The sequence below is a fragment of the Kitasatospora sp. P5_F3 genome, from assembly GCF_054049135.1.
The window spans coordinates 1-25,206 of the sequence record NZ_JBFUMY010000083.1; the positions used below are offsets into that span (position 1 = coordinate 1).

Here is a 25,206-nt window from a genome sequence, read left to right on the forward strand (position 1 = left end):
ACCACCACGTCGTAGTGGTCGCGGCGCGGGCCCGGCATCAGGCTTCGTCGCGGTAGGGCGAGACCTTGTCGATGAAGCCCGCCGTCACCTCGTCCTCGGTGTACCCACTGGCGGCGATGGCCTGGGCGATCGCGTCGGCGGCGAGGGTGACGTCGGCGGCCTGCGGGACGTGCAGGGTGACCAGGTTGTTGGTGTGGCCGATGCCGGTCAGGTCGATGCCGGGGGTGGACTCCACCTGGAGCCGGGCCGGGAAGTCCGCAGCGCCGGTGCGGACTTCGACGATGCCGAGCCGGTACCAGTCGTCGACCATCTGGTTCATCTGTTCGGAGTTGTTCCCCTTGAGGCCGCGCAGCCACACCGCCCGCCGCTCGAACGCCTCGGTCCGCTCGTCGAGCGGCCGGCCGGTGTCCACCACCACCTGGTAGTCCTCCTCGGCGAGCACGTGGTTGGGCACCCGGGCGGGCCAGAAGGTGGGCAGGTACGGGTCGTTGCGCGGGCTGAGCGAGAGCTCGTACCCGGAGCGGCAGCTCGCGGTGTCGGTCTGCCAGGGCACCGCCATCCACCGGGTCAGGTCGCCGGGGCCCTGGGCGTGCAGCGGGCCGTCCGGGCCGAGTGCGCGTTCCGGGGTGAGCACCGGGCCGTAGTCGGGCTCGGGCTGCCCGGACGGGCGGTGCTTGATCCGGAACGGCGCCTGGTACATCGTCAGGTGCCGGATCGGCCAGGTGACCTCGGTGCCGGGGTGGAAGGCGTCGGCGAGGCAGAAGTCCAGCGCCGCCCGGTCCAGCGCGGCGGGCCGTTCGGCGAGCAGGAGGTCGGCCAGCTCGTGCACCGGGGGGATGGTGCCCCAGTCGTCCACGAAGGTGCCGTCGGCCCAGAGCTGGAACATCTTGTACTGGGTGGGGGAGAAGGCCAGGTGCTGGAGCGGGGTGCGCGGCGGGATCGCCATGCCGTCCCCGTACAGCCAGGGCCAGGGCACCGGCGAGGCGCCGTCCCGGGTGAAGTCCCGCAGCGCGTTGAAGACCTGACGGCGTAGCGCCTTGCGGCCGGGGGAGGTGCTGCTGAGCCGCTTCATCCCCTCAGGGGTGGTGAAGTCGGCCAGCCCCTGGTGGCCGTAGAAGCCCGCGAAGCCGTGGTTGACCCACTGGTGGTCGGCGAAGCGTTGCAGCACCGGCGCGATGTGGTGGGTGAAGGAGACCCGGTCGGGGAAGGGCAGTTGACCGTCGGTTACGAACACGTCGTACAGCAGGTCGTGGAGGGTGCGGATGCCCTTGACCGCCGGTGCGTAGTTCGGCGGCGCGACCATCACCCAGGCCGGGTCCACCGGTACCGTACGGCCGTTGATCCGGACCACGGCGGTGACCGGGCCGTCCGCCGTGTCGTCATGCCAACCGTCGTTGTTGGCAAAGGTGTTGACCGGTCGGCCGTCGTAGGAGGCGGAGTCGCCGAAGCCGCCGAAGACCAGCAGGTGCCCGTCCCGGTCGGTGCGCAGCTCGCCGAGGTAGACCTCCTTGCCGACGAAGGTGCCGCCGCTGAAGTGGTAAGCCGGGCCGGAGACCTCCCGGCCACCGATGCTGACCGGTTCGGGGGCGATCACCAGGTCCTTGCGGCGGTCCCCGATGATGTCCTGGTTGCGCAGCGCGGACTCCTTGGCGTCGGCGGCGTCCGGGATGTCCAGGGCCAGCTGGAACTGGTACCAGGCAGCCTTCTGGTTGGCCAGCCGCGCGGACCAGGTGATGTCGGCGTTGTCCGGGCTGAGTTCGACCACCGCCTCGCCCTGCGCGTTGTACCCGTAGAGGCGGAACCGGGCCACCTCGCGCTTGATCGCCCCGGTCTGGTCCTTGTAGAAGCCCGGTTCGGCCGGGAGCGGGTCGGGCACCTCAGGCCCGAGGTAGTACTCCTCGGGTGAGTTGCCCACCCGGGCGACTCCGATCGCGGGGTGGATTGCGGCACGGACGACCTCGTCGAGCATGAAGCGATGCCTCCAACGGGGAGTGGGTGCGAACCGGAATGGCGGTTCGCCTACATACGGATGCTATGGCCCGATCCAACCGCCCGGCGCGGACCGACACCCGCCACACCCCGGACGAGTGAGGCGCGCGGTGGCACAACCGCGGTGAGGCGTACGCGGTGTCAACTGGCGTGCGCCCCGCGCGGGATGGGGCGCCCGCCCGGTCCGGCCCCGGCTCACACCTTCGGGGTGCGGGTCCGCTCCGCCATCGCGGTGCCCCCGGCTGGGCCTTGCCCTCACTCCTTGTCCGGGGTGGTGGTGTGGTGGTTCGAGCGCTTGAAGCCGCGTCGGTCCGTGACCTTCTTGCGTTCTCCTGGTGGTTGTTCTCCTGGCGGTCCGGGCCGCGCCGGGGCCTCTCGGGGTGGTCGGGGGTCCGGGGCCGGTCGGGGTGCAGGTGTTGCGTGGTGATTGCGTGGAGCGGATGAAGCAGGTTCTGCAGCCGGTGCAGGAGACCTCGGGCGATCGGGTCTCTGGCGAATAACTGCTGGCTGCGGTACCCGGTGATCTGATCTGCTTCAGCGGGTGCCGTCCAAGGAGCAGGGCCGGGGAGTGTGCGAGAGGTGACCATGCACGAAGATCAAGTGAACGTGACCACCGAGACGGTTGCCGTCCTGATTCGGGATCAGTTCCCCCAGTGGGACAGCCAGAAGATCCGGTTCCTGCAGTCGACGGGGACGGACAACGCCATCTTCCGCATCGGGAACGGTCTCGCGGCGCGTTTCCCACTGCGCCTGGCCGATGCCGCTGAGGCACTCGCGGTCCTGCAGCGGGAAGCCCGGGCGAGTGCCGAACTGGCACAGGTGTCCCGGTTCCCCGTTCCGGAACCCGTTGCCTTGGGAGAACCCGGAGCCGACTATCCCATGCCCTGGTCGGTCCAGACGTGGCTGACGGGAACGGTCGCCTCGGGCGCCGACCTCGGCGGGTCGGACGCTTTCGCCGAGGACCTCGCGGCCTTCATCGCCGCCCTCCGGCAAGCCGATACCCGGGGGCGGCAGTTCAGCGGTGAGGGCCGCGGCGGGGTTCTGACCCACCACGACGACTGGATGGCGAAGTGCTTCGAGGAGAGCGAGGTGCTGCTCGACGTGCCCAGGCTCCGCCAAGTGTGGAGCAGTCTGCGGGAGTTGCCGCGCACGGGTGCCGACGTGATGAGCCACGGTGACCTGACCCCCGGCAATGTCCTGGTCACGGGCGACCGCCTCAGCGGCGTGCTCGACACCGGCGGGTTCGCTCCGGCCGATCCCGCACTGGATCTGGTCAGTGCCTGGCACCTGTTGCGGCGGGGGCCGAGGAAGGTGCTTCGGGAGGCACTGGGCTGCGAAGAGCTCGAGTGGGAGCGCGGCAAGGCATGGGCGTTCCAACAGGCCATGGGCCTTGTCTGGTACTACGTCGAGAGCAATCCGACGATGAGCAGGATGGGACGCCGGACACTCAACCGCATTCTGGAGTCGGTGGAGTGATGCCACCCGACTGCGGGCAGTACCCGACCGGGGCCATGCGACCTTCAAGGGTTGTCGGGGGGTGGTGGGCCGTCAGGCCGTCGCCCTGGAGCTGGGTGAGCATCTTCCCGAACTCGCGGACGTGCCCAGTAAGGGCATCCAGTTCGGGGCAGCCGACGAGGACGGCTTAGAGCCTCAGGCGCTCGTTCTCCGGCAGGGTGTCGGGGTGGGTCAGGATCCATCCGGTGACCGTGCGGACGGCGGACGGCGGACGGGTTGCGGGTGCGGTCGGAGTTGTGCGGAACGGCCGGAGGTAGGCGCGGACGGCTCCCGGCCGCCGTTGCCATGATCGCGCGGGTCTGCTCGATCCCCTGCAGCACCGGGTTGGTGAACCCGGCAAACAGGGGCGGGGCGAAGTAGGCACTGGAGATGGCTGGGTTGGAGTAGATCCCCATTGGGTCGGCTGTCCGCTGCAGCTCCTTCATGCGCCTTTGGATTTGCCGGTGGTAGTCCTGGTTGAACGGGTCGCGCATCGTGACTCCCCGGATCCGCCCCCGGTTCCCACGATGGCCCTGGGGAGAGGGGCCGCGCGTGTCCGCCGATCCTTCGCCGAGTGCGCTGTACGCGGCCGCCGAGGACGAGCTCGACCTGGTCGTCGTCGCCCTGCTGTACACGCTTGCCAGCCGGGTCTCCGAGATGTGCGCGGCCGACGTCACCGACCGGATCGAACGCGGCCGCCGATCGAAGCTGGACGTGACCCGCAAGGAGGGCAACGAGCGGATCTTGGCCCTGTCGCTGTCAGTTGCCGAACTGCTCGACACCCAGACCGCCAGTCGCACCGACGGGCCGCTGCTGCGGGACCGGTCCGGCGCCCGGCTGGATGCGGCCGATGTCGACTGGATCCTGACCCGGCTCGGCCACCGCGCCCGGGTGCACACCTGCCCCGACACCGACCGCCCTGCCGCGCCGGATGAGCCGCGGCACGCCTTCAAGCGGTGCGAGCGGTGCCGGGACGTCACCCCACCAGTGATGCGGGTCTCCCGGATCACCCACATGCTCGACAGAGGCGTCGACCTGGTCGAGGTGCAGGGCCAGGCCGACCAGGGTCTTCACCGGCCCGTCTGTACACAGGAGCGCATCGGCCAGCTCGAACAGTGCATCCGCACGCCTGGTCGGGCAGTCGTAGAAGTCCCCCACGGAAGCGAGACAGCTCCGCGAACGGATCACACTGCGCGCCTTGCTCCACCACGCTCATCGCTATGGCCTTCGCGTCAAATCCACTGCCTCTTGGTCGAGTTCAGGATCACGCGCAGGCCGCGCTGCTGTCCCGGGAATCCTCGTGCGGGTGACAAGCTCGAGCCTTAGAGGCGTGGGTGGCCGGAGTTGCAGCGGACTCCCCAGTTCCCACTCGGCGAGAAGGTCTCAGCGCTTCCTCGGATCACGGTGAGGTTCATCTTGAAGCCGTCGAACAGGATCCGATCGCCCGGCGCGAGGGACAGCGGGGCGGTGAGCTCGCAGAAGTAGCCGCCGTCTTCTTCAAGGTCATCCACCATCACGAACTGCGGGACCGGAGTGAGACCGTCAGTAGCCAGGCGCATGTCCGGATAGTTTCACAGCGGGGACTGCCATCGCGACCGACTTCGGAACAGCAGCCCGGAGGTTAAACGCCAAGCTCGGGCGGCGAAGCTCGGGCTGGGCGTGGCGGCCTCCCACAGCGCGCGCTCGTTGGGCAGTGCCCATTCACCGTGGTGGACGAACGGTGCTGCGGCCTTGGCGCCCACCCGGTGTGGGGGCGAGCGAGGCGAGGCCCAATTCGGTTGCCGCATCGTCGAGTTCGGTCGCCAAAAGGTGGGTTGGCGCGGGGGAGTCATGGTGGTCACGGCGCCATTCTGGCGAAGGGGTGGCACCCGCACACCAGGTATGTCGATATCAAGTATCTTGACGTCGAGATTAATGTGAGTCAGGCTGCTCCCCGTACCAACGGCAGCGACGGGGGCAGGATCATGCGCGACGGACGAGGCGGCGGACTGGTGGCGCAGCTGCGCCGGCCGCCGGGTGGGCGGGACGGGCGGATCATGCTGCTCGCCCAGTTCCTGGACCGGCTCGGGACGGGGGTGTGGGCGGCGGCCTCGGTGCTGTACTTCACCTTCGTCAGCCGCCTCGACGTCGGGCAGGTCGGGCTGCTGCTCGGCGTCGCGGCGGTGGCGGGCATCGCGGGCTCCCCGGTCGCCGGACAGCTCGCCGAGCGGTACCAGGCCCGCACCCTGCTGATGTGGTGTCACCTGCTCCGGCTCGGCACCATGCTCCTGCTGCTGGTCTGCCGTGACTTCGCCGCACTGCTCGCGGTGATGGCCGTGACCTGCCTGGCCGAGCGGGGTGCCAAGACCCTGGAGATCCTGTTCGCCGCCCGCGCCACCGACGGACAGCGCGCGACCTACCGGGCGCTCGCCCGCACCGCCATGAACGCCGGGTACGCCGTCGGCGCCGGGATCGCGGCGATCGGCCTGGCCGTCGGGACGGCGCCGGCCTACCGGGTCCTGGTGGCGGTCAACGCGCTCTCCTTCGCCGTGACCGCCGTACTGGTCCGGCGCACCCGTGAGCACCGGGCCGCCGCGGAGCCCGCGGAGGACGTGCCGTCGGGCGCCGAGGCCGGGCCCATGCGCGGCCCGAGTCCGTGGCGGGACCGGGGCTACCTGCGCTTCGTCCTGCTCGACATCCCGATGAGCCTGGACGACTCCGTGCTCAGCGTCGGCCTGCCGCTCTGGCTGATCACCCGCACCGATGCCCCGCCCGCCCTGGCCCCGGCGTTCCTGGTGCTCAACACCGTCCTCGTGGTGCTGCTCCAACTCCGCATCTCCGGCTGGGCCGAGGGGCCGCGCCGGGCCGCCGCCGCAGTCACCCTGAACGGCCTGGCGATGCTGGCCGGCTGCGCGCTGCTGGCCTTCGGCACCGGCGGTGGGGCCTGGAGCGCCTCGATCGTCCTGCTGCTCGCCGCGTTCCTGGTCTCCGGCGCCGAGCTGATGCGCTCGGTCAGCTCCTGGGAGCTGGCGGTCTCGCTTGCCCCCGAACACTCCCGTGCCTCCTACCTCGGGGTGGCCGGCATGGCCCAGTCCGTACAGAAGTCGCTCGGCCCGCTGCTGCTCACCGGGGTCGTCATGGCCACCGGCCCGCTCGGCTGGTTGGCTCTCGGCTCCGGCATCGCCGGGCTCTCAGTGCTCCAACGGCGCGGCTGCGAGCGGCGGTTGGCGGCCCTGCGGCAGCCTCAGGACGGTGTCGCCGGCCCCGTGCCCCGAAGCGATCCGGCCCGCAGCGCCTCGCCCGTGCGGTAGGGCTCGATGAGCAGCGGGCGCAGTGCGCGGCCGGCGCCGCTGAGGGCGTAGCGGGTGCGCACGAGGAAGCCGGGGAGACGTTGGCGGTCGACCAGACCGCGCTCGCAGAGATCGTGCAGCCCCTCAGTGAGCACCTTGGGGCTGAACTCCGGGAGGCGTTCCGGCAGGGTGCCGAAGGAGTGCTCAGTGACCTCAACGACGAGCCCAAGGCCGCCACCACCGCCTACGCCGAGACCGAAGACCACGTCGGCGGCTTTCTCACCGGATCGCGTTGAATACGTCGCGAAGTTCGACCTTTGCCGGCTGTCCGGTCGGCCTGCGGTCGAGCCGGGCTTTCCTCCAGGCCGTCAGTTTCGGCTCGATCAAGGCCCATCGGGCGTCGGACAGGTCGCTGGGGTACGGCTTTCGCTGGCTCACGGAACAGCGTCTGCACGGATATGGCGGAGGATCAGATTCCGCTGTCACTTGGGCGGTTCTAGGACTTCTTCGAACCAGACGGACTCCTAGTCGCAGAAGCGGATGAGACGGACAGCTGCACTCGTCGGCCGTTTAACCTCAGGCCCGACCTACCTCGCAAACATCGCAATGTAGGGCAAGGACAAGAGCCGCATACAGAACCATGAATGCCAAAACGCCCAGTCAATGCCAGGCCCAGGAAGGCGCTTGGCCGGGACACCCCAGCCAAGCGCTTCTTGGAACTGCTTGAAGACGACCCCAACCTCCGCCGCGTTGCGACGATTTGTGGAATCCACCTGTTCGGGGGCGGGGCGTCGTGCGTACCGATCGGGGGCGGGGTCAGTCCTTGCCGGGCACCGCCAGGATGCAGAGCAGGGAGCAGGCCACCGCCGCGGACGGGGCGGTGGTGGTGGGGGTGGTGCCGGCGGGCGCGTTCGCGGCGATGAAGCTCGCGGAGGCGGTGTTCTTCAGCGGGAGCGCCAGCAGCAGGGAGTCGCAGTAGACGGCGCGGCTGGTGCCGACCGCGAGGGCGAAGGTGCCGGCGGCCTGCCGGCAGGCGGGCGTGCTGGCGTCGTTGACGGTGACGGACGCGGCGTCGACCGGTCCGGCGTTGCTGACGGTGATCCGCCAGTGCGCGGTGCCGAGCAGGCCCAGCAGGCCGACGGGGCTGGTCTTGGCCCAGGGCCCGGGGCCGCCGGGCAGGCAGTCGTGGGAGTTGGCGGAGCCGCAGATCTCCTTCTCCACGGTGACCCGGGGCTGGCAGCCGGTGCCGGGCGCGACCGCGGTGGTGACGGTGTTGGAGGTGAGCGCGCCGTTCGCGTCGCTGCCGTTCGCGGTGTTGGTGACGGCGGTGGCGGTGCAGGCGGCCGCGACGGTGGTGCGGAAGCAGACCTGTGGCCCGTCGCCCCGGTACTCGACGACCAGCGTGGGGTGGTTGCCGTTGGCGAAGTCCGCGGAGGTGGTCAGCACCAATTGCGCGGTGACGGTGAGGGCCGGGTGCGCGGTGACGGAGATGCCGGACAGGTCGACCGTGCCGTCCGCGCCGAGCGCCGGGGTCGCGACGGGCGTGCCGTCGGGGTCGGTGACCAGGACCCGGGACGCCGACAGGGTGATGTGCGAGAGGTCGATGTCGGTCAGCCGGACCTTGTCGTAGCCCTGGACGTGGCCGCTCGCGCCGTCGCAGTAGAAGTCGCCGGGTTCGAGGGTGACCGAGGCGCCGCTGTGCACGCAGGGGCTGGCGCCGGTCGCCGGGTCGAGGGAGAACAGCACGCCGGCGTCGCCGAGGCCGATCAGGCAACGGGTGGTGGAGTCGTAACTGTAGCCGTAGTCGCGGGTGTCGCCGCCGTGGGCGCTCGGGTGCCCGGCCGGGAGCGGGAAGCCCCCGCAGGGGCCGCCGGTGGCCCAGTCGTGGCAGACGGTCGCGCCGGCCACGCCGCCGCCCCAGATCGGGAAGTAGCTGCGGGTGCCGGTGTCGGTGGTGACGGGCTCGGGGTTGAAGGTCAGCACGTTGCCGGCCAGCGCGCCGAGGCTGCTCGGCGCGGCGTGCGCGGAGCCGTCGAGGCCGTAGCAGGTGGTCAGAACGTTGGCGCCGCCGACGGTGCTGGTGCAGACGCCGTCGGGGTGCCCGGCGGGGTCGTACGCCGTGTAGGCGTTGTAGGTGTAGTAGTTGGCGTTCGGCCCGGCGGGGTGCTGGGTGTCCCAGCCCGCACAGGTGGTGAGGGCGGCGGTGTCGAAACAGCCGAGCGCGGGCGGCCCGGGGACGGTGGAGGTACCGGCCTGCGGCGAGCTGGAGACGAAGACCTTGTCGCCGACCGCGGTGAGCGCGCCGAAGTAGAGCGCGGTGGGCGTGCTCGGCAGGTCGTGGTTGCCGGGGGCGACGGGCGCGTACGGTTGGCCGGCGCACGGGGTGCGGGTGGCGAGCGCCAGGCAGAGCACCCTGCCGTTGCTGGCGACGCCGTAGAGGTTGTCGCCGGAACGCACCAGGCCCGCGAGGTTGTTGACGCTGCTGGGCGAGCCGCCGGTGGGCGTGAGGGCGGTGAAGCCGCAGTTCGCCTGCGCGTCGAGGTCCAGGCAGCCGACGCCGACCGCGGCGGCCGTGACGGCGGGGTACAGCACCTGGTTCGGGTGCGCGGGGTCGAACACGTACTGCGGGGTGAGTGGGCTGCCGATGTCACCGGTGGCGCCGCTGCCGAGCGGGCCGACGGTGGTGTTCAGCGGGCGCGGCCAGGGACCGCCGGTACAGGGCTGACCGGCCGTCAGGCTGAGGCAGACCACCTGCGGGGCGGTGCGCGCGGCGTGGTGGTAGATGTTCCAGGACTGGATTTCGCCGGACGCCGTCCGGTGCAGGATCGGGGTGAACCCGTCGCCGCCGGTGGACTGCGCGGTCGGCTGGACGGGGGCGAGCAGCAGCGGGGAGACGCCGGTGCCGACGCCGCGCAGCACCGGGTTCACGGCCCGGACGGCGGTGGTCGCGGTGCCGGTGTCGGTGGCGCCGAAGGTGCTGCCGTCGGTCGACCAGGACGGCGTCCACCCGGGCGGGACCTTCAGCGAACCGGGCACGTACGTCTGGGAGTTGCCCGCGCCCGTGATCGGGTCGGTGACGACGGCGGGCGCGGCGGCGTCGCCGGAGGTGCCGCTGCGGTAGGTGACGGCCCAGTTCAGGGTGTCGCCGTGCTCCGCGGTGGCGGCGCCCGGGTGGGTGGCGTTCTGCACGGTCTTCGCCAGCGCGGACGCCCCGGCGGCGGTGTCGGCCGGGCTGGCGCCGGCCCCAGGGGCGACACTCCCCAGGCCCAACAGCAGGAGCGCGGAGGTGACGGCGGCGGCCGTGGCGGCGCCCAGCGGATGGCGGCCGGTGCGGCGGCTTCGGACGGGGATCGGCATGGGCGGACGCGGGCTTCTCAGCACTGGTTCTCCACCTCTGATCGGCAGTCGGACTGACGGGTCGTCAGACCGGTCCGTCGATCAGGGTAAAGGTGCGGTAAGTATGAACCGGACCCACTTTTCATATTGGTCACATCATGAACGAATATGACTCGATATCTTCCCCTCCCGGCTGCCCGCACCAGCCACCGAGGGCCGATCGCCCTCGAACGTCACTTTGATATCCGCCCATCCTTGGGTCGCTGGCGTACGACCACGTACCGTTCCGCTTCCCTATTCATGCGGGCGCTCTGGCGGAGCGTCGGGCCGTAGTCCTAGGCTCGTGGGCGAATCACTCCGGACGTGCGAGCCGTAGGGCCGTGCGGGGACGGACGACGGGGGAAGAACTTCGCGTGAAGCTTCCCCGTGGACTTGGACACCTGGAGACTGGGACGTGAGGTTCCAGAGGAAGTAGAGCCAGGTGAGCAACAAGCAGGGCAAGCGGTACTCGGAGGAGTTCAAGCGGGACGCGTGATATTGGCCCGTTCCTCCAGCAAGACGGTCACTGAGGTGGCCCGGGACCTGGGGGGGCAGGGCTTCGGCGTAGTCAGCGGGCGTCCGTTTTGTGATGCCCTTTGCGAGTAGGCCCGGTCCGCCAGGATCAGGCGAAGCGACGCTCAGCCACCGCCTGCTTTCTCAGAGCGCGCCCAGCCTACCGCCCGCCTGCCCCCGGACTTTGGAGCCGTGCGCGCGGGCCGGAGCCAGGGTGCCGAAGTTGGGGTCGTGCCCATCCTGGCGGTGGCCCTCCAGCCCGCCCAGGCGCGATCGCGGAAAGCTGTCCGATTCACGGAGGCCGGATCGAGAGCTGTCTCCAGGTCGATCTCGGCCCAGACCGTCTTCCCGCCGGCGGTCAAGGTGGCGCCCCAGCTCTTCGCGAGGGCCCCGACCATCAGCAGGCCACGTCCGGTGAGCGCCTGTTCGTCCCCAGAGGCGGTCACCTCGAGGGGGCGGACGTCGGACGGATCATCGACCTCGACGCGGAGTGTCCTCCCGGTCGGTGCCAGCAAGAGCCGCATGGGCAGCCGGGCCGGTCCCGTGTGGAGGGCCGCGTTGGCAAGCAGCTCGCCGACGATGGTGACCAGGTCGTTCGGCGCCCCGCCGGTGACACCCCAGCCGGCGGCTGCAGAGCGCAGTGCAGCGCGGGCCGGAGCGACGCAGGCCAACCGTTCACCCGGATTCGGGGCGGTGGCGGTGACCGTGAGCCGGTAGACCGCACCGGAGCCGGTCACCATGCCTCGCCCGTGGCCACCGTGCGCGAGCTGGTGCCGACGGTGACCAGAGCCACCCGGTAGCCGGCCAGCTGGTCCGCGACCTTGGCCCAGACCTGTGCGGTGGCGGCGACCTTGGGCCGGGTGACGGTGACGGTGACGGTGACGACCGCGACGAGCGCACCGCCGGCGGCCGGTTCGGTGATGCGCCGCCAGCCCGGCCGCTCGTCCAGGGGCACCAGGTCGTTGGGGTCGAAGACCATCTCGCTGAGGCTCCAGCCGTCGGCTGCGGCCCGGGCGGCACCGCAGCCGGACACTGGCCTGCTCCGCCCCACCACCCACACCGAGGCCGAACTCCGGGTGGCCGTCCAGGTCGGCGAGGGAGCGAGCAACCAGGAGGCCGCCGCCAAGCTCTTCCTCAGCGTCAAGACGGTGGAGGCCCGGCTCACCCGGATCTACCAGAAGCTCGACGTGCGGTCCCGGGCCCAGCCGGCCACCGCGCTGCGCACCTGCTGACGGAGCGTCAGTCCGGTTGCTTGCGGAGGACCGTGCCCGGGAGGTTGGTGACGGTCCTGCCATCGGCTGAGCGGAAGGTTGCCCCGTCGATCTGTGCCGTTTGCGGCGAGTTGCCCGCACCTCCTCACGTGACGTGTCGGATAGTGGACACGCCGTAGCACTCCCGGGATTGGACGTTCATGGACCGCTACCCCCCGATCGCCGACCACGGTCTGGTGGGCGACCTGCAGACCGCCGCCCTGGTGTCCTCGGAGGGCGTGGTGAACTGGTTCTGCTCACCGAGGTTCGACTCGCCGAGCGTCTTCGCTTCGCTGCTCGACCACGACCGCGGCGGGTACTTCCGGCTGGCGCCGGAGCACTCGGACATGTCGTGCAAGCAGCTCTACTACCCGGACACCGGTGTGCTGGTGACGCGGTTCATGTCGCCGGACGGGGTCGGTGAGGTCGTCGACTGGATGCCAGCGAACACGAGTCGCACTCCGACCGACCGCCACAGTCTGATGCGGGTCGTCCGCGCCGTGCGCGGCACCGTGCGGTTCGTCCTGGAGTGCCGGCCGCGGTTCGACTACGCCCGAGCCGACCACGAGCTGGAGCTGCGCACCGAGGAGGCCGTCTTCCGCGCGCCCGGGATCACCGGTCATCTGCAGACCAGCTTCCCGCTTGAGCGGGACGGCCGGGACGTGCGGGGCTCGGTCGTCCTCACCAGCGGTGAGTCGGCCGCGGCCGTGTTCACCACGTGCGCCGCCGCCGGTGAGGCGCCCCCTCCCCTCGCGGTCGAGGACGTCACCGCGAGGCTGTGGCAGGAGGTGGACTTCTGGCAGAAGTGGCTGCACAGCTCCCACTACCGGGGGCGGTGGGCCGAGATGGTGCATCGCTCCGCCATCACGATCAAGCTCCTTACGTACCATCCGACGGGTGCGCCGGTCGCCGCCGCCACCATGGGCCTGCCGGAGCAGGTCGGCGGGGAACGTAACTGGGACTACCGGTATTCGTGGGTCAGGGACGGCGCGCTCTCGGTCCGGGCCCTGCTCGACCTCGGGTTCGCCGAGGAGGCGTCGGCGTTCACCAAGTGGCTGGGCGACCGGATGCGCGACCGCGCGGACCTGCCCGGTGAGCGCTTGCAGATCATGTACCGGGTGGACGGCGAACCGCATCTGACGGAGGAGATCCTCGACCACTTGGAGGGCTACCGGGGATCGCGCCCGGTGCGGGCGGGCAACGCTGCCGCCGACCAGCTGCAACTCGACATCTACGGCGAGGCCCTCTACGCGATGGCTGAGGGCATGGATGTCGGCGTGGAGCTCGGCTACCACGGCTGGAAGGGCCTCGCGCGGACCTTGGACTGGCTGTCCGACAACTGGGACCGGCCCGACGAGGGCGTGTGGGAGACGCGTGGCGGCCGGAAGGACTTCACCTTCAGCCGGGTGATGTGCTGGGTCGCCTTCGACCGGGGCATGCGGATGGCGACCGAGCTCAGCCGGCCCGCTGACATCCCGCGTTGGCGCGCCGCCCGTGACAGCATCCTCGAACAGGTGATGGACAAGGGCTGGAGCTCGTCCGAGCAGGCCCTTGTGCAGCACTATGGTGGCGACGTCCTGGACGCCTCCCTGCTGCTGATCCCGCGCCTGGGGTTCCTCGCCGGGAAGAGCCCGGGCTGGCTCTCCACGCTGGACGCGATCGAGCGCAAGCTGGTCTCGGACAGCCTCGTCTACCGCTACGACCCGGCGGCGTCGCCGGACGGCCTGCGCGGCTCGGAGGGCACGTTCAGCCTCTGCACCTACCTCTACGTCGACGCCCTGGCCCGCGCCGGGCGCATCCGGCCGGCGCGCTACACCTTCGAGAAGATGCACACCTACGCCAACCACGTCGGGCTCTTCGCCGAGGAGATCGGCCCGAGCGGCGAGCAACTCGGCAACTTCCCACAGGCGTTCACGCACCTGTCGCTCATCATGGCGGCATCCACGCTGGACGAGGCCATCGACAAGCAGCGTGCGCGGGGCTGAGGCGACGGCGGGGCCTCTGATGGATCCATGCAGGCATCGCCCTCGACCACGAAACCAATGTGCCACCGCTGGAGCGTTCGCACTGGGTGGCCTTCGCCGGAATCGTCCTGATGCTGAGCGGACTGTTCGACATCATCAACGGGTTCGTCGCGATCCTGGGCCACGGCTACTACGAGACGACCGCCGATCACGGCAACCGCCTGCTCATCTTCAACTACACGGCCTGGGGCTGGATCTGTGTTGCCGTAGGGATCACGCAGGTGCTGGCCAGACTCGGTGTGCTGCTCGGGGTCAGGCCGGCACGTATCACCGGCATCGTGCTGGCGTCTCTGTGCCTGGTGGGTCAGATGATGTTCTCTCGGCCTTCCCCTACTGGTCGCTGTTCACCATGCTGATGTCCGTACTGGTGATCTACGGACTGCTGGCCGAGCCGCATCACGCCAAGGGCCTGCGGGTGTGACCGACGCCGGGATCGCCGGGGGTCGCGTCCCCGGTATGGCGTCCCCCGATGCCCTGGAGGTCGGCCGTCCGTGCGCGGGCGCGGCGGGAGGCGTCGCCGAACTCCCTTTCGACGGCCTCGTCGAGGAGGACCAGTTCGGCCCGCAGGGCGGGCCGGCAGGAGTCGGGCAGCGCCGCGAGGAGGCCTTCGAGTAGGGCCCGCAGGCGCCGGCAGACCTGGACGGAGCTCGCGCCGTAATCGCGAATCTCGGTGACGGCGAGTTCGAGGTACTCCTCCCAGGCCCGGCCGGGCAGCACGAGGCGCGGTAGGCCGCGGTCGTCGGCGAGCACGTAGTGGCTGCGCAGTCCGACGCGGCCGACGGTGTGGAGGAACGCCTCGATGTGGTTCAGCACCTGGACGGCGGTGGTGGGGTCGTTGACGGCAGGGGAGAGGGCCCGGATCGCGATGTCCACGAGGATGCGCAGGGCGAAGGCCGGGTCCTGCTCGATGGTCCGCTCGGCGCCGAGGGCGAGCAGGTCGGCCACCCGGTGCGGGTCAGGTGCGGGCGCGCCGCCGTGCACCTCGACCAGGCTGCCGCCGGGCTCCACGAAATCGCCGACGGAGGCGGCCAGCACCAGCACGCAGTCGTGCCGGGCCCCGAGCAGGACCAGGCCGGGCGCGTCCAACGCCTGGACCACACCACCGCGTTCGGACCGTACAGAGGTCACCGGGCCGCCTGTCGGCGGAGCCCCGTCGGGCGCCGCCGTGCTTCGGAGGTGCGCCGCCGCCTGTCCGAGGACGTGTTCGCCCAGGCGTCCGACGATGTCGGCGATGGCCACCGGCCGCAGGTTGTGGGTGAAGCGGTTGAGGTAGATCAGCAGGAGCAGGAGGCTCACGGAGACGGCGACACCGGCCAGGGTCACGCCGAGGTTGGGCACGGAGTCGGTCTCGATGCTCCGCAGCAGCGTGTACGCGAACGCGAAGGTGCCGGTGAAGGTGGCCAGTACGGCCTTCTGCAGCCTGTCGCGGTACCAGAGCCGCATGTAGCGCGGGGAGAGCGTGCCGGTGGCCTGCTGGATGACCAGGACACCGATGGTCACGACGAACCCGAGCAGCGCGACCATCGAGCCGACCACCGAGCTGAGGACGCTGCTCGCGGTCGTCGCGGAGTAGTCCCAGGTCCTCGGCAGCCAGGACGCGCCATCCGCGGCGGTGGCCAACTCGGCGAGGGCGAAGCCGAGTACGAGCCCGAACAGCGGGACGATCCACAGGCTCGCCTTGGTGTACTGCCGCAGCCGGAAGCGGGCGGCCCAGGACATCACGCGGGGCCCAGCAGTACGGCGGTGTCGTCCGGCCKCGGGGTGGCCGGGCTCGTCTCGGTGACCGGCTCCAGCCGGCCGTCGGGGCCGAGGACGAAGAGGACGTCGTGGTCCGGCGGGACCGGTACGGAGCCGGACTGCAGAAGGAAGCGGGCGCCCCGTCGGTAGCGGGCCGCGAGGAGATGCCGGACCAGCTGCCGGCCGAAGAGGATGTCGCCTCCCGTGTAGGGGGCGACCACGCCGTGGCTGTCCCGGGGTGGTCCGACCCGGTAGACGGGTCCCTGGACGTTGTCCTTGACGACGACGGAGGCGAGGGCGTTGAAGTCGTCGTCGTCGGTGAGCAGGAACACCGCGGTGACGCCCTCCAGGCGGGCCCGGGGGTTGGTCGCGGTCGCCAGCATCTCCCCGTGCGCGAGTTCGATGCCGGCCGCGGTGATCCGCTCGCGTTCGTCGTCGAGTCCCGCCCACATGAGCACGTCGAGTCCTGCCGACTGCAGGGCCTTCCCGAGGCCGATCACCCACGGGTCGCCGCCGACCAGCAGCGGCCGGGTCCGACTCGGCCTGACGACCTTCAGGCGGCGGGCCACCGGTGCGGCGGTCAGTGCGTAGAGCAGGACCGTCCCCACGATCACGAGGAAGGTGATCGGCAGGATCTTGGAGGCTCCGGGCAGCCCCTTCTCCACCAGGCTGGCGGCGAACGCGGAAGCGGTCGACGCGGCGACGATGCCGCGCGGCGCCATCCACCCGATGAAGCCCCGTTCGCCCTTACTCAGGTCGGAGCCCCGGCCCGCGACGAACGCGACGAGCGGTCGGACGAGGAGGACAAGGATCGCGATCAGGATCAGCGAGGGAACGAGCACGGGCACCACGGACGCCGGAGTGACGGCGGAGGAGATCGAGATGAACAGCAGGCCGATGATCAGCTGGACAAGCGTTTCGAGGAAGGGCCGGCGGGCCGGCATGTCCAGGCCGGGGAGGTTGGTGACGGCGAGTCCGGTGACGATCGCGGCGATCAGGCCGGTGTCGTCGCGGGCGATGTCGCAGCCCGCGGAGACGAGGACCACGGTGGCCAGTTGGGCCAGGGTGCCGAGCGTCTCGCCGAGCCGCAGTTTGCGCAGGGCCAGCCAGAGGATGACGGTGCCGACGGCTCCGCCTGCGAGGCCGACGCTCATGCTGATGAGGAACTGCCCGATCTGGTAGCCCCGGCCGATGTCGATCTGGCCGCTGGTCGCGACGGCGTGGAAGACGATGGCCCCGAGGATTCCGCCGATCGGGTCGGTCAGCGTTCCCTCCCAGATCAGGATGCGACGCATCCGGTCCGTCGGTCGCACGTATTCGAGCAGGGGGCCGACGACGGTAGGGCCCGACACGACCAGGATTACGCCGATCATGGCCGCCACCCGCAGCGGGATGTCGAAGAGTGCCGGCCCGATGGCGCAGACGGCGAAGAAGGTGATCAGGATGCCGATGATCAGCAGTCGTCCCACGATCCCGCGGGTTTCGCCCTTGAGGTTGCGCAGGTCCAGTCCGAGGCCGGCGTCATAGAGGATCACCGCGACGGACAGTGAGACCAGCGCGGGGAAGTCCGGGCCGATGAGCCGTCCGGGGTGGATGACGTCGGTCAGGGCACCGACTGTGAAGCCGACCGGCAGGAGGATGATCAGAGCGGGCACGTGCAGTCTGTTCGCCAGAATCTGCGAGCCAGTGGCCAGGGCGACGGTCAGGGCGATGCCCATGAGGATGTCTTCGCCGGTCATCGCGGTCGTCCTCCTGTTGAGTTTCCGGGGCCCGTGGGATTCAACCGCGTTGACGAGCCCTGCCGTCACCCCAACGCGCTCGGACACGGCCTCCACCACCCGATCGGCCCTGCGGAAGTTCTTCCTGCGGACACACGGACCCGGATCACCGCCGTCGCCCCGGCCGACGCCGAGACCGTCGACGTCACCGTCACCACCGTGCCGGGCAACAACACCACCCAGACCCTCAGCGCCGTCCACCCGCAGGTCGTCTTCGCAGTCCGCTGCGTCGACCACTCCACCCCGACGCAGCCCAGCATCACCATCACCATGGCCTCCGGGCACCACACGTTCACCGGATCGGCCTGGATCCCCAGCGGCGACCAGAACAGCGCCCTGACCTATCAGGGCAGCACCACGGTCCCTGACCTGTGCGGCGGTACCAACCTCGACCTGTCGGCCGGAGGCACCTTCACCACAACCCTCAACTGAAACAGGCAGTCATCGTGGTGCCCGGCTCCTCCTTGAAGCTGAGAGCAGCTCTTGACGGCCGGAGCCTGGCAGTTGTGCGGCGGCCTCAGGGGGCGGCGCGGGTGTTCCTGCCGGGGTCCTGGACCCGCCGGTCTCTGTGGGTCAGGGTCTGGTCAGCAGGAGCACTACGTCCAGTGTGGCCACCGCGATGGCCGCCAGGAACGGTCCGCGTCCGCGTGGCGCGAGTACGGCGGGCAGTGTGAGCAGTGCGGTGCCCGCCAACGCGGCCCGTCCGGCGGCCCCCACCGGTCCGGCCGGGCCTGTCACCAGGACCACCGAGGCGGCCGCCGGCAACACCGCTGCTGCCGCGCCCGACCACGCCCGGCCCAGCCGCTGTGGCAGTCCCCGCACGCCGGCCGCGAGGTCGTCGTCCAGGTCGGGCAGCACATTGGCGAAGTGCGCACCGGCGCCGAGCAGCGCGGCCCCCGTTGTCAGCCACGGCGGCGGCCAGGGCGAGCCGGGCAGGCCGAGCGTGACGAAGGCCGGCAGCAGTCCGAAGGCCAGCGCGTACGGTGCCCAGGAGAGCACCGTCCGTTTCAGCCCGAGGTTGTACGCCCAGGCCGCCGCCACCCCCGCCAGATGGGCGGCGCCCGCCGCAGGGCCGCTCGCCAGCGACAGCGGTACGCAGCAGGCCAGGGCCCACCCGGCCGCCGCCCGGACCGTACCGGCGGTCAACTCCCCGGTGGCCAAAGGCTTGTCGCACCGCCGGGCGGCAACGTCCCGGTGCCGGTCGATCAGGTCGTTGCTCCAGCCGACCGACAGCTGGCCGGCGCCCACGGCCGTACCGACCAGGGCGCTCCCCACCGCCCCGCGGCCGCCCGCGACGGCGAGGGCGGTGGCGATCAGTGTGACCGCGGCTGCGGGCGCCGGGTGGCAGGCCCGGAGCAGAGTGCCGAGCCGGAGCGCTGTGGGCGCCGGGGCGCTCTGTTGGGTCGTCATGTCCCGATGCTAGGCCGGGACTCGCCCGATTCACGTGCTTGATCCTGGTATGTCACTACTGTCCCTATGCTGGGCCGGTGACCCGAATCGTGGCAGTGACCGGCGTGGTGCCACCGCACCGGTACCGGCAGCAGCAGGTGACGGATGCCCTCGCCGGGCTGCGCCTGTCGGGCGGGGACGGCCGCGCACTGCTGGACCGGGTGCACGGGTCGGCCGGGGTGACCACCCGTCACCTGGCCCTGCCACTGCCCGCCTACGCCGGGTTGACCGGATTCGGGCAGGCGAACGATGCCTTTATCGCGGCCGCCCTGACCCTGGGCGAGCAGGCGGTCGGTGAGGCCCTGGCGGAGAGCGGTCTGGCCCCCGGGGAGATCGATCTGGCCGTCGCCACCTCGGTGACCGGCATCGCGGCTCCCTCGATCGAGGCCCGGCTGGTCGAACGGCTGGGCCTGCGGCCCGACATCGCGCGGCTGCCGATCTTCGGACTTGGCTGCGCGGCCGGCGTCGCCGGTACCGCCCGACTGCACGACTTCCTGCTCGGCCGGCCCGCCGGAGCGGCCCTGCTGCTCTCCACCGAACTGTGCTCGCTGACCCTGCAACGCGCGGACGCCTCGCCCGCCAACCTGGTGGCGAGCGCCCTGTTCGGGGACGGCGCGGGCGCGCTGCTCGCGGTCGGCACCGAGCACCCGGCGCACCGGACCGGTCGCGGCCCCACCGTGGTCGCCAGCCGCAGCCGGCTCTACCCGGGCACCGAACGGCTGCTGGGCTGGGACATCGGCGACAACGGGTTCAAGATCGTGCTCGGCGCCGAACTCCCCGAGCTGGTGCGGCTGCACGTCGGCGCCGAGGTGGAGACCTTCCTGGCCGAGCACGACCTCAAACCGGGCGACCTGACCGCCTGGATCTGTCACCCCGGCGGCCCCAAGGTGCTGGACGCGATCGCCGATCGCCTCGGACTTGCCGACACCGCACTGGAGTTGAGCCGACGCTCACTGGCCGCGGTCGGCAACCTCTCCTCCGCCTCGGTGCTGCACATCCTGCGCGACACCCTTGCCCTGCGCCCGCCGCCGCCCGGCTCCCACGGGCTGATGCTCGCGCTCGGGCCCGGCTTCTGTTCCGAACTCACCCTTCTGCGCTGGTAGGGGCCGATGACCGCGTACACCCTCCTGATCCTGCTGGTTGCCCTCGAGCGGCTGGCCGAGCTGGTGGTGGCCCGCCGCAACGCCGCCTGGAGCCTGGCCGTCGGCGGCACCGAGTACGGGCGCGGCCACTACCCGCCGATGGTGCTGCTGCACACCGGGCTGCTGGTGGGCTGTCTGCTCGAACCCGCGCTCGCCGACCGGCCGTTCCTGCCGCTGCTCGGCTGGCCGATGCTGGCCCTGGCCCTGGGTGCGCAGGCGCTGCGCTGGTGGTGCATCCACACCCTCGGCTCCCGCTGGAACACCCGGGTGATCGTGGTGCCGGGCCTGCCGCTGGTGACCGCCGGCCCGTACCGGTGGCTGAGCCACCCCAACTACCTGGCCGTGGTGGTGGAGGGCTTCGCGCTACCGCTGGTGCACTCCGCCTGGCTGACGGCGCTCGGCTTCAGCGCGCTCAACCTGGCAGTCCTGAAGACCCGGATCAGCTGCGAGGAGGCGGCCCTGACCACCTGTCGGGCCGTCACCCCGTGATCGACCTGCTGGTGGCGGGCGGCGGGCCGGCCGGGCTGGCCACCGCGATCCACGCCGCCCGGGCCGGCCTGGAGGTGGTGGTCGCCGAGCCGCGCCCGACCCCGGTCGACAAGGCCTGCGGCGAAGGTCTGATGCCGGGCGCCGTCGAGGCGCTGCGCCGGATCGAGGTGGACGTCCGGGGCAGGCCGTTCCGCGGCATCCGGTACCTGGAGGCGGCCGGGGGCCGGAGCGCCGAGGCCGAGTTCCGGGCCGGCCCCGGCCTGGGCGTGCGCCGCACCGCCCTGCACACCGCCCTCGCCGACCGGGCCGCGGAGCTCGGGGTCCGGGTGCTGCCGGTCCCGATCCGCTCCTTCGAGCAGCGCAGGGACTGCGTTGTCGCCGCCGGGCTGACGGCCCGTCACCTGGTTGCGGCGGACGGGCTGCATTCGGCCGCCCGCCGGGCGCTCGGCCTGCACCGCCCGCCGGCACCCGGCCGAGCGGCCCGGTACGGCCTGCGCCGGCACTACGCGCTGGCGCCGTGGACCGACCTGGTGGAGGTGCACTGGTCGGCCCGGTCCGAGGCGTACGTCACCCCGCTGGGGCCCGAGTTGGTGGGGGTGGCGCTGCTGACGGGCGACCGGGCGCCGTTCGACGAGCAGTTGGCGGGCTTCCCGCTGCTGGCCGCCCGGCTGGCCGGGGCGCGGCCGTGCACTCCGGTGCGCGGTGCCGGTCCGTTGCGGCAGCGGGCGGCGGCCCGCAGTGACGGCCGGGTGCTGCTGGTGGGCGACGCGGCCGGCTACCTGGACGCGCTCACCGGCGAGGGGGTGTCGGTCGCCCTGGCCTCGGCGGAGGCCGTGGTGCGCTGCCTGGCCGCCGGCCGGCCGCAGGAGTACGAACGGGCCTGGCGGCGGGCCTCGCGCGGCTACCGGCTGCTCACCGGCGCCCTGTTGTGGGCCGCCTGACCCCGCTCACCACACGGCCGGCAACTCCCGCGGCCCGTGCACCACCGAGGAGGTCCGGTACTCCAACTCTCGGACGGCGCGGCCAGTCGCAGACCGGGCAGTCGGCGCAGCAGCGAGCCGAGCGCGATCCGCGGTTCGAACCGGGCCCGCGGCTGTCCCGGGCACTCATCGACCTCGTCGAGATCGTCAACCCGCTCAGCTTCCACCGGCCGGCCGACGAACTGATCTACGTCGCGATCCTGGAGCTGTACGCGGCGGAGCAACCCGTCGACCTGCACGGCCTTGTGCGCAAGGTCCGCAGTACCGCTCAGGCCGAAGCCCACGCCCGCACGTCGCGGTGACGTTCACCGCCGCGGATGTCGGTGACCGCGTCCCTGCCCGGGTCCTGCTCGCCCCCCGTCACCAACGCCGGCCGGCACCTCGCCCGCCGAGTCGGCCCCGGAGGCATCCGGTTCAGCTGAGAGCCGCCTCCGGGGGAGACGCCGCACGCCGTCACGGCCACTGATCATCACCGCCCGGTCGCGCCCGCCGCTCTTGGCGGAGCGCAACGGCGCCGTGTCGGCGTTTCAGTCGGCGTTGTGGGTGCGCAGCTGCTCGGCGGCTTCCTGGTAGGCGTCGGTGGCGCGGGCGAAGTAGTCGAAGAGGACTTCGAGCTGCTCGGGCGAGTAGCCCCTGAGGAGCTCGCCGATCCGCTGCCGGGCCGGGGCCATGACCCGGTCGAGGTCGGCGGGCTTGCCGATCGGTTCGACGATCACCTTGCGGCGGTCTCCGGGGTCCGGGGCCCGGCGCACGTAGCCGGCCTGTTCGAGGCGGTCGATGAGGCGGGTGGTCGGCCCGGTGGTGAGGCCGGTGCGGGTGCCGAGCTCGCCGGGGGTCATCGGGCCGGTCAGTTGCAGGATGTTCAGCGCGTAGAGGTCGGTGGCGCCGAGCTCGCAGGCCTTGGCGCTGGCATGGCCGTGCAGCATCACGGCGCTCAGGTACCGGCGGTAGACCTCACTCGCATCGGATGGCACGGCAGGCGTTGACACGGGCTCCTCCACTCCCTAATCTCTTCCTTAGAGAAGAGAAATCTTCGACGCAGTAACTTCTTCAAAGAAGTTATCATGAGGGGGAGACCATGAGCACCGTCACCACCACCGACGCGACCGACCCGACAGGCGAGCCGACCGACCTGAAGAGCGCCCCGACGAGCACCGGGAACGGCCGGCGCACCAACCCTCGGCGCACCGTCAAGCGCGCCCTCGGCATCACCGCCCTCACCCTCGCCGTCGCCGCGGCCGGCGGGTACTTCTGGCTGGACGCCACGTCCGACGTCCGCAACCTCGGCCAGACCGACTGCACCGCCGTCACCCCCGCCGTCACCGCCACCCCGGCCGGCACGCCCACCACCGACGACCACCGTGCCGTCTGCGACACCATCCGCGCTCTCACCGACGCCTGGGGCCGGGGCGACGCCACCGCGTACGGCGAGCAGTTCACCGCCGACGCCACCTACACCACCTACGTCGGCACCCACTACCAGGGCCGCCGCGACATCGCCGACGCCCACCGCGCCCTGTTCGACGGATTCGTCAAGGACACCAAGCTCGCCGACTCCTTCCTCGGCATCCGCTTCTACGGGCCGGACGCCGTCGTCGTCACCAGCCGCGGCGACACCTACAAGGGCGGTACGCCCAAGAAGCCGTCCGAGCTGACCAAGACGCAGTCCTACACGCTGGTCCGCCAGAGCGACCACAGCTGGCGCATCGCCGCCTTCCACAACACCCAGCGCCAGAACGTGATGGAGCGGCTCTCCTTCCTCTGGGACTCGGCGACCATGCCCGAGGCCGAGAAGTGACCGACCGGCTCCGCCCGCACACCGGCACCCCGCGCCTGCACGCCACCACCACCGCACACCCCGACCCGGAGGACGACACCATGACCGCCAACCACCACACCACCGCCCCCCACACCACCGCCTCCCGCGCGACCGACGCCGCCGCGATCCGCGCCCTGCTGGAGCGCAGCGCCGCAGCCTGGGCCGACGGCGACGGCACCGCGTACGGCGCCTGCTTCACCGAGGACGCCACCGACGTCACCTACGTCGGCACCGTCTACCACGGCGGCGAGGAGATCGGCCGCGCTCACCAGGCCCTGTTCGACAGCTTCCTCAAGGGCACCCGGCTGATCCTCGACATCACCGACCTGCGCTTCTACGGCACCGACGCGGCCGTGGTCGTCACCCGCGGCGACGTCCGCAAGGGCGGCACCCCGGAGCAGGACGCCAAGCAGGGCAAACTCGGCAAGCTCGCCACGTACACGGTGGTGCGCGAGGCCGACGGCCGGTGGCGGATCGCCGCCGTCCAGAAGACCCAGCGCAAGCCCCTGCTGGAAGCCGCCTCCTTCCGCCTCCAGCCGGCCACCCGACCCGCCACGAACTGAGACGCAGCCATCATGACCACCACCCAGCCGACCGCCGCGACACCCCGGCCGTCCGACACCGCCCACCGCCCCACCGCCCTGGTCACCGGAGCCAGCGCCGGCATCGGCCGCGCCTTCGCCCGCCGCCTGGCCGCGAGCGGCCACCGGGTGATCGCCGTCGCCCGGAACGAGGAGCGACTCCAAGCCCTGATGGCCGAACTCGGCCCCGGCCACGACCACCTGGCCGCCGACCTCGGCGACCCCGACGGCCTCCACAACGCCGCCCAACTCCTCGCCGACCAACGCGTCCACCTCCTGGTCAACAACGTGGGAACCGCCACCACCGGCCCCTTCGCCACGACCCCACTCACCCACGCCCACGAGATGCTGCGCCTCAACTGCGAGGCCCTCGTCACCCTCTCCCACGCCTTCCTCGCCCAGGCCCGCCCCGGCGACGCCCTGCTGAACGTCTCCTCCACCCTTGCCCACACCCCGCTGCCGGACCTCGCCGTCTACAGCGCCACCAAGGCGTTCGTCACCGCCTTCTCCGAGGCACTCTGGTCCGAGCACCGGGCATCCGGCATCCACGTCCTCGCGCTCTGCCCGGGCATGACCGCCACCGAGTCGCAGTCGCACGACGACGCACCGGCCGCCCTGGTGCAGACCCCCGAACAGGTCGTCGCCACCGCTCTACGCGCCCTGCGCCGCCGCAGCCGCCCCACGGTCGTGCCCGGCACGGCCAACCGCCTGCTCCTCGCCGCCGCCCGCATCCTCCCCCGCCACCGCACCCTCACCGCCCTCGCCCGCACCTGAACCACCCGCACAAACGCGAAAGAGGCCGGATCTCCGAGCAGCCCAGGACACCGGCCGAGCCTGGGCCGGCCGAACCGGATGACGCGCGTGCCGGACACCGCGAGTGCGCAATCGGCAGCGGACCACCGGCCGCAGATCGACGCCTGGAAGCACCGCTGACCGCCTACGCGGCCACCCTCGCGGACGTGATGGAACTGCTCGCCCAGTGGGCGCCGGCCGTCCAGGCCCTGGCCGCCACCGACCTGCTCACCCGCGAGCGGAAGGGCCGCCCGTGAGCACCGACCCGTTCGACGGGGTCGTGCCGACCCCCGAGCAGGCGTACGCCGATGCGCCCGCGTACGAGGAGGAGATGCAGGCCATCCTCAACCTGATCGACCGGTTCTCCGGTGCTGGCCGGAGCTTCTTCACCGACAGGGAGTTCCTGTTGCGGCAGGCCGGCCTCATCGACCGGACCGCTCTGCGCCCGGCCCAGGTCGAGGTCACCAGCCTGCTTGCGCCCGGCAACAGCAGGCGCTGAATCTTGCTCAGCCCCGTCGCCGAGTC

General features: G+C 71.3%; 23 protein-coding genes and 4 pseudogenes. 15 read left to right on the forward strand and 12 right to left on the reverse strand.

What is annotated here, in order from left to right; translation table 11 throughout:
* Window positions 1-37 precede the first annotated feature (37 nt).
* On the reverse strand, window positions 38-1,969 hold the full coding sequence (locus ACXJMZ_RS31710; protein WP_457033464.1) for a LodA/GoxA family CTQ-dependent oxidase: 1,932 nt from the start codon (window positions 1,967-1,969) through the stop codon (window positions 38-40).
* 605 nt (window positions 1,970-2,574) lie between these two features.
* Here ACXJMZ_RS31710 and ACXJMZ_RS31715 point away from each other — a divergent pair.
* Entirely contained in the window at window positions 2,575-3,465 is an 891-nt protein-coding gene (locus ACXJMZ_RS31715; protein ID WP_457033489.1) for an aminoglycoside phosphotransferase family protein, read from the forward strand.
* A 570-nt stretch (window positions 3,466-4,035) separates the two neighbouring features.
* Window positions 4,036-4,473: pseudogene (locus ACXJMZ_RS31720) on the forward strand (hypothetical protein); the annotation flags it as partial.
* Between the two features lie 57 nt (window positions 4,474-4,530).
* Here ACXJMZ_RS31720 and ACXJMZ_RS31725 read toward each other — a convergent pair.
* Both ACXJMZ_RS31725 and ACXJMZ_RS31730 read right to left on the reverse strand, forming a co-directional pair.
* Window positions 4,531-4,699 (reverse strand): annotated as a pseudogene (locus ACXJMZ_RS31725) (NF041680 family putative transposase); the annotation flags it as partial.
* Window positions 4,700-4,805: 106 nt separating this feature from the next.
* A complete protein-coding gene (locus tag ACXJMZ_RS31730) occupies window positions 4,806-5,042 on the reverse strand; it encodes a hypothetical protein (protein ID WP_457033491.1) in 237 nt (78 codons plus the stop codon).
* 405 nt (window positions 5,043-5,447) lie between these two features.
* On the opposite strand from ACXJMZ_RS31730, the gene ACXJMZ_RS31735 reads away from it, so the two are divergent.
* Entirely contained in the window at window positions 5,448-6,773 is a 1,326-nt protein-coding gene (locus tag ACXJMZ_RS31735; RefSeq protein ID WP_457033465.1) for an MFS transporter, read from the forward strand.
* Here the strand turns inward: ACXJMZ_RS31735 and ACXJMZ_RS31740 are convergent.
* The 5 genes and pseudogenes from ACXJMZ_RS31740 to ACXJMZ_RS31760 form a co-directional block, all read right to left on the reverse strand.
* A complete protein-coding gene (locus ACXJMZ_RS31740) occupies window positions 6,707-7,018 on the reverse strand; it encodes a winged helix-turn-helix transcriptional regulator (RefSeq protein ID WP_457033466.1) in 312 nt (103 codons plus the stop codon). The genes ACXJMZ_RS31735 and ACXJMZ_RS31740 overlap by 67 nt on opposite strands.
* 19 nt (window positions 7,019-7,037) lie before the next feature.
* Window positions 7,038-7,190, reverse strand: a pseudogene (locus ACXJMZ_RS31745) (IS5/IS1182 family transposase); the annotation flags it as partial.
* Between the two features lie 378 nt (window positions 7,191-7,568).
* The gene (locus tag ACXJMZ_RS31750; RefSeq protein ID WP_457033467.1) at window positions 7,569-10,109 is read right to left on the reverse strand and encodes a DUF7617 domain-containing protein; all 2,541 of its coding nucleotides are present in this window, start codon (window positions 10,107-10,109) and stop codon (window positions 7,569-7,571) included.
* Window positions 10,110-10,765: 656 nt separating this feature from the next.
* Complete coding sequence (locus tag ACXJMZ_RS31755) at window positions 10,766-11,380, reverse strand: ATP-binding protein (RefSeq protein ID WP_457033468.1); 615 nt, start codon at window positions 11,378-11,380, stop codon at window positions 10,766-10,768.
* On the reverse strand, window positions 11,374-11,619 hold the full coding sequence (locus tag ACXJMZ_RS31760) for a hypothetical protein (RefSeq protein WP_457033469.1): 246 nt from the start codon (window positions 11,617-11,619) through the stop codon (window positions 11,374-11,376). Before ACXJMZ_RS31760 ends, ACXJMZ_RS31755 begins: the two co-directional genes overlap by 7 nt.
* Between ACXJMZ_RS31760 and ACXJMZ_RS31765 the strand changes: the two genes are divergently transcribed.
* The 3 genes and pseudogenes from ACXJMZ_RS31765 to ACXJMZ_RS31775 all read left to right on the forward strand — a co-directional run bounded on the left by ACXJMZ_RS31765 (window position 11,603) and on the right by ACXJMZ_RS31775 (window position 14,270).
* A complete protein-coding gene (locus ACXJMZ_RS31765; protein WP_457033470.1) occupies window positions 11,603-11,872 on the forward strand; it encodes a response regulator transcription factor in 270 nt (89 codons plus the stop codon). The two genes, ACXJMZ_RS31760 and ACXJMZ_RS31765, sit on opposite strands and share 17 nt — an antisense overlap.
* 173 nt (window positions 11,873-12,045) lie before the next feature.
* Window positions 12,046-13,875: pseudogene (locus tag ACXJMZ_RS31770) on the forward strand (glycoside hydrolase family 15 protein); the annotation flags it as partial.
* Between the two features lie 59 nt (window positions 13,876-13,934).
* Entirely contained in the window at window positions 13,935-14,270 is a 336-nt protein-coding gene (locus ACXJMZ_RS31775; protein ID WP_457033471.1) for a DUF7144 family membrane protein, read from the forward strand.
* Between the two features lie 40 nt (window positions 14,271-14,310).
* Here the strand turns inward: ACXJMZ_RS31775 and ACXJMZ_RS31780 are convergent, their stop codons facing one another.
* Together ACXJMZ_RS31780 and ACXJMZ_RS31785 are read right to left on the reverse strand one after the other, a co-directional pair.
* The gene (locus ACXJMZ_RS31780; protein WP_457033472.1) at window positions 14,311-15,633 is read right to left on the reverse strand and encodes a DUF2254 domain-containing protein; all 1,323 of its coding nucleotides are present in this window, start codon (window positions 15,631-15,633) and stop codon (window positions 14,311-14,313) included.
* Window positions 15,633-17,390 carry a cation:proton antiporter gene (locus ACXJMZ_RS31785; protein ID WP_457033473.1) on the reverse strand — a complete coding sequence of 586 codons (1,758 nt, stop codon included), beginning with the start codon at window positions 17,388-17,390 and terminating at the stop codon, window positions 15,633-15,635. Before ACXJMZ_RS31785 ends, ACXJMZ_RS31780 begins: the two co-directional genes overlap by 1 nt.
* Before the next feature lie 33 nt (window positions 17,391-17,423).
* Between ACXJMZ_RS31785 and ACXJMZ_RS31790 the strand changes: the two genes are divergently transcribed.
* Window positions 17,424-17,861: a hypothetical protein gene (locus tag ACXJMZ_RS31790; protein WP_457033474.1), complete on the forward strand. Its 438-nt coding sequence runs from the start codon at window positions 17,424-17,426 to the stop codon at window positions 17,859-17,861.
* A 141-nt stretch (window positions 17,862-18,002) separates the two neighbouring features.
* Here the strand turns inward: ACXJMZ_RS31790 and ACXJMZ_RS31795 are convergent, their stop codons facing one another.
* The gene (locus ACXJMZ_RS31795) at window positions 18,003-18,839 is read right to left on the reverse strand and encodes a UbiA family prenyltransferase (protein ID WP_457033475.1); all 837 of its coding nucleotides are present in this window, start codon (window positions 18,837-18,839) and stop codon (window positions 18,003-18,005) included.
* Window positions 18,840-18,916: 77 nt separating this feature from the next.
* On the opposite strand from ACXJMZ_RS31795, the gene ACXJMZ_RS31800 reads away from it, so the two are divergent.
* The 4 genes from ACXJMZ_RS31800 to ACXJMZ_RS31815 are packed head-to-tail and all read left to right on the forward strand — an operon-like array spanning window position 18,917 to window position 21,791.
* Window positions 18,917-19,981 (forward strand): type III polyketide synthase, encoded by a 1,065-nt coding sequence (locus tag ACXJMZ_RS31800; RefSeq protein WP_457033476.1) that lies wholly within the window; start codon window positions 18,917-18,919, stop codon window positions 19,979-19,981.
* A 6-nt stretch (window positions 19,982-19,987) separates the two neighbouring features.
* Window positions 19,988-20,509 carry an isoprenylcysteine carboxyl methyltransferase family protein gene (locus ACXJMZ_RS31805; RefSeq protein WP_457033477.1) on the forward strand — a complete coding sequence of 174 codons (522 nt, stop codon included), beginning with the start codon at window positions 19,988-19,990 and terminating at the stop codon, window positions 20,507-20,509.
* Entirely contained in the window at window positions 20,506-21,450 is a 945-nt protein-coding gene (locus ACXJMZ_RS31810; protein WP_457033478.1) for an NAD(P)/FAD-dependent oxidoreductase, read from the forward strand. The genes ACXJMZ_RS31805 and ACXJMZ_RS31810 overlap by 4 nt, the downstream gene beginning before the upstream one ends.
* The gene (locus ACXJMZ_RS31815) at window positions 21,438-21,791 is read left to right on the forward strand and encodes a DnaB-like helicase N-terminal domain-containing protein (protein WP_457033479.1); all 354 of its coding nucleotides are present in this window, start codon (window positions 21,438-21,440) and stop codon (window positions 21,789-21,791) included. The genes ACXJMZ_RS31810 and ACXJMZ_RS31815 overlap by 13 nt, the downstream gene beginning before the upstream one ends.
* A gap of 225 nt (window positions 21,792-22,016) precedes the next feature.
* On the opposite strand, the gene ACXJMZ_RS31820 is transcribed toward ACXJMZ_RS31815, so the two are convergent.
* Window positions 22,017-22,478 (reverse strand): MarR family winged helix-turn-helix transcriptional regulator, encoded by a 462-nt coding sequence (locus ACXJMZ_RS31820; RefSeq protein WP_457033480.1) that lies wholly within the window; start codon window positions 22,476-22,478, stop codon window positions 22,017-22,019.
* Window positions 22,479-22,567: 89 nt separating this feature from the next.
* On the opposite strand from ACXJMZ_RS31820, the gene ACXJMZ_RS31825 reads away from it, so the two are divergent.
* The 4 genes from ACXJMZ_RS31825 (at window position 22,568) to ACXJMZ_RS31840 (ending at window position 25,180) form a co-directional block, all read left to right on the forward strand.
* Window positions 22,568-23,287 (forward strand): SgcJ/EcaC family oxidoreductase, encoded by a 720-nt coding sequence (locus ACXJMZ_RS31825; RefSeq protein ID WP_457033481.1) that lies wholly within the window; start codon window positions 22,568-22,570, stop codon window positions 23,285-23,287.
* Complete coding sequence (locus tag ACXJMZ_RS31830) at window positions 23,284-23,871, forward strand: SgcJ/EcaC family oxidoreductase (protein WP_457033482.1); 588 nt, start codon at window positions 23,284-23,286, stop codon at window positions 23,869-23,871. The genes ACXJMZ_RS31825 and ACXJMZ_RS31830 overlap by 4 nt, the downstream gene beginning before the upstream one ends.
* A gap of 12 nt (window positions 23,872-23,883) precedes the next feature.
* Window positions 23,884-24,663, forward strand: coding sequence for an SDR family NAD(P)-dependent oxidoreductase (locus tag ACXJMZ_RS31835; RefSeq protein ID WP_457033483.1), 780 nt, complete (start codon window positions 23,884-23,886; stop codon window positions 24,661-24,663).
* Between the two features lie 271 nt (window positions 24,664-24,934).
* A complete protein-coding gene (locus ACXJMZ_RS31840) occupies window positions 24,935-25,180 on the forward strand; it encodes a hypothetical protein (RefSeq protein ID WP_457033484.1) in 246 nt (81 codons plus the stop codon).
* Window positions 25,181-25,206 lie beyond the last annotated feature (26 nt).